Source organism: Tenacibaculum larymnensis (assembly GCF_028829235.1).
GTDB lineage: Bacteria > Bacteroidota > Bacteroidia > Flavobacteriales > Flavobacteriaceae > Polaribacter > Polaribacter larymnensis.
The window spans coordinates 1-3,178 of the sequence record NZ_JAIWJY010000020.1; the positions used below are offsets into that span (position 1 = coordinate 1).

Consider the following 3,178-nt stretch of genomic DNA (forward strand, 5'->3'; position numbering starts at 1 on the left):
TACGGTTTTAGTTATTCTCTTTTTAGATTGTAATTCTCTAAGAGGGTAGAGTACACTTTCTGCTCCGTCTAAGTCTTCTATTAAAATTAACTTGTGTTGTAATTCTGTACGATTGAAGTAATAAAAAGCATTTGCACTTAATACCGTAATTTCCACCTTATCTTCTTCGGGTATAAGTTCTGCTACTTTTGATTGTAGATGTGTTTTTCCTGCTCCTGAGCTTCCTAAGCTAATACAGTGTAAAGGATTGCTAGTTTTTCTGCTAGTAAATATGAGATACATCAGCAGGCGATTTATACTTTCACCTATAACACCGCTCTTGCCGATGTACTCATTTGTGTTAGCTAACAACTTCCTCTTTTTCAAAAAGGCTTTCGCTTCTTTTTCTTCTATAGCACTTAATTCTTTATAAAATGGTTTGTTCTCTTGTTCTTGTTTGTCCAGTAGTAAAAACCTATAATTTTCTAACTCGTGAGTTAATTCTTGCAAAGTCTTTCGTACAACACTCGTACCGATGGTTAATCGTTCTGCTAGCTTACGTACAAACTTTTCTACTTGATTATCATTGTATAGGTCTATGCTATGACGTACTATACTTTGTGTTTTTAGTTTCTGAACCGATACTGTTACCCGTAAACTTTCTAATTTATTTACCTTAATACCTCCTAAAATGTGTATTTCTAGGTGTTTTGTTAGGTATGTGTAGTTATTCGGGTTGGTGGTGTCAAGATTGTTCATAACTTTTGTAATACACATTATTAGGTACAAAGAAACATAATAATATTTATTTAAACAATATTTTAATGTTTTAATAACTACTTTTGTGTTTATATTTTTGTGAAAACTCTTTAAAAACAGTGTTTCTACACATAATAATATGTATTTATGGTTTCATTTGGTAAACGATTAGCAGAATGCAGGAAAGTTAAAAACCTATCTCAAAAAGAACTAGCCAAGGTTTTTAATACCTCACACACAACAATAGGTAAGTATGAGCGTGATGAGATGATACCATCTATTGAAGCAGCTAAGAAGCTAGCTAAGATTTTAGATACTACTGTTGGTTATTTATTAGGAGAGAACAACAATGCTAACTTGTTTAAAGACCCTGTAATGCTTAAGCGTTTTAAAGATATAGATAGTCTAAATAATAAAGATAAAACAACCTTACTAACGACTATTGATTACTTTATTAAAGCAGCAAAAATAAATTCTTTATAACATAAAAAAACCACCTCGTAAAAGGTGGTTTTTTATTTAATTCTCTTTATTTAATTGTTGTTTCTGCTCATACTTAATTTTATTCTCTTCTATTCTTTTTGAGCATCCTTTAGATAAAGCATTATATACAACTATCAATATAATAGTTATTACTAAATTGATTATAGCCTTTTTGAAAGTCAGCTTATTTTTTTTATAACCTTCTTTATGTTTTTTTCGGGTCTCAAAATATTCTTCATTCAGCTTTTTATTCATTATTATTCTTTTTTTGCTGTTCAACGTGATTTCTAGAGTGTTCTTTTATATCATCAAGTTTACCCCATTGAAAAGTAAACATATAGTATAATGCATAATCAAATTTATTTCCTCCTTTATAACTGTTACCATTATTAGTTGTGCTTTTGTTAGAAAAATTCTTTTTTAAATAGCTTTGAATTTGTTTTTGAGAAGATGAATAAGCATTAGACATTCTACCATTACTTAAATTAGTTAATCCATCTTGAGCTTTAGCATCTTGAAAGTTTATATGTAGTCCTATTGATAAAGCTGGACTTTTTAATCCTACAGCCGTTTCAATGGTTGTTTGTATTGTATTTGCTGCAAATTCTCCTGATGTTGACTCTGATTGAGAATCAGCAAAAATACTTATCCCTGCTGCACCTAAAGCTATAGGAGATGAGTATTTACCAAAGAAACTAGCTTTCCCAAAAGCATCTGTACCAGCATCTAACATTGTTGCTCCTAATCCGGCTTCTCCTACAGCATCTCTAACTATACCTGCTAAATCTACGCGCTCTCCAGTAAATTGAACATTATGACAACCTATTGTACAAGTAGCGTCTCCTAAATTATTTGAACTCTTAACAGATTGTGTTGTTTGAGTAGAAACGGCTTCATAGTTACCACCATTATCAAACAAGCTGTTAAACCATTCTTTTAGCTCTTTTCCTTCTAATTCAGTACCTAATCCAAACTTGTTTTCTTGAAAAGCATAAGTTGAGTTATATACATAATCTTCTGCTAATGGATCAATTTGCCAAAAACGCACTTCTGCTGGGTCACTCATTCTATATTTCCACTCATGTACATCTAAATCTAAATCCTCATTAAACTCTTGACTTTGATAAGTTTTAAAGTTGCTCATTACACCAACCTTATTACCATTATACCCTACATGTTCTAATCCACCTGGATAATAATTTTGCTCTCGTCTTATTTCGCTTTGGGTAATTGTACCATCATTGTTGGTATCAGCATATGTTAAGCGTACATTCTTCCAGATATCTTTGTATTGATATACATACTCAAAATTACTACCATTAGGCTCGACGTACCCCTCTGAGTGATAAAACTGTTTTAAATCTCCATTCTCATAAATATAGTTTCCTGCATAATCTGTTATAGTTTCAGAACCATTTTCATTTTTAATCTTTCTTATCTTAGTTCTATCTGCCGCATATATAAAACGCACCTTTTGAGTATCGGAGTTATTTAACTTAATCTCTGTAGGCATATTTAAGTGATTGTAACTTACACTTGTAATATCTTTATTTAAGTTCTTCGTTAAATTTCCATTGGCATCATAGGTGTATTCTATACTAGCATCTCTACCATCTTTAAACCCATAATTATCGTTACCGTTGTCTAGTAGTTTTACTAACTGGTTTCCATTGTTATAGGTATATACCAACTTATCCATATCGGTAAACACAGAACCTCCTTGATATCCGTTTCTATTCAATGTTAAAATATTCCCCATTTTGTCATAGGTAACATTTTGTAGGTTATAACGACCTGTATTGTCGATAGCACTTACTAATCTGTCTAAGGCATCATAATTGTACGAGTATGTTTTGGTACTAGTATCAGTATTTAAGGTACTCCAAGAAGTTTCACTTATGTTCCCATTAAACAGGGCTGTAGCACCATTTTGAGGCTTGTTGTAGTTGATACTAAA

Annotated in this window: 3 protein-coding genes and 1 pseudogene; 1 reads left to right on the forward strand and 3 read right to left on the reverse strand. The window is 31.6% G+C overall.

Features of this window, described 5'->3' with window-relative positions:
- Nucleotides 1-738 (reverse strand): annotated as a pseudogene (locus LCI24_RS16775) (hypothetical protein); the annotation flags it as partial.
- A 147-nt stretch (nucleotides 739-885) separates the two neighbouring features.
- On the opposite strand from LCI24_RS16775, the gene LCI24_RS16780 reads away from it, so the two are divergent.
- Entirely contained in the window at nucleotides 886-1,221 is a 336-nt protein-coding gene (locus LCI24_RS16780) for a helix-turn-helix domain-containing protein (RefSeq protein ID WP_274641407.1), read from the forward strand.
- Nucleotides 1,222-1,257: 36 nt separating this feature from the next.
- Here the strand turns inward: LCI24_RS16780 and LCI24_RS16785 are convergent, their stop codons facing one another.
- Together LCI24_RS16785 and LCI24_RS16790 are read right to left on the reverse strand one after the other, a co-directional pair.
- On the reverse strand, nucleotides 1,258-1,476 hold the full coding sequence (locus tag LCI24_RS16785) for a hypothetical protein (RefSeq protein ID WP_274641408.1): 219 nt from the start codon (nucleotides 1,474-1,476) through the stop codon (nucleotides 1,258-1,260).
- On the reverse strand, nucleotides 1,469-3,178 hold a 1,710-nt coding region (locus tag LCI24_RS16790; protein WP_420802999.1), incomplete at its 5' end, for an RHS repeat domain-containing protein. The genes LCI24_RS16785 and LCI24_RS16790, both read right to left, overlap by 8 nt.

Bases quoted from the DNA above. Each gene is read 5' to 3' on its own strand.
- LCI24_RS16780 (WP_274641407.1), top strand. From the start codon at position 886: ATGGTTTCATTTGGTAAACGATTAGCAGAATGCAGGAAAGTTAAAAAC.
- LCI24_RS16785 (WP_274641408.1), bottom strand. From the start codon at position 1,476: ATGAATAAAAAGCTGAATGAAGAATATTTTGAGACCCGAAAAAAACAT.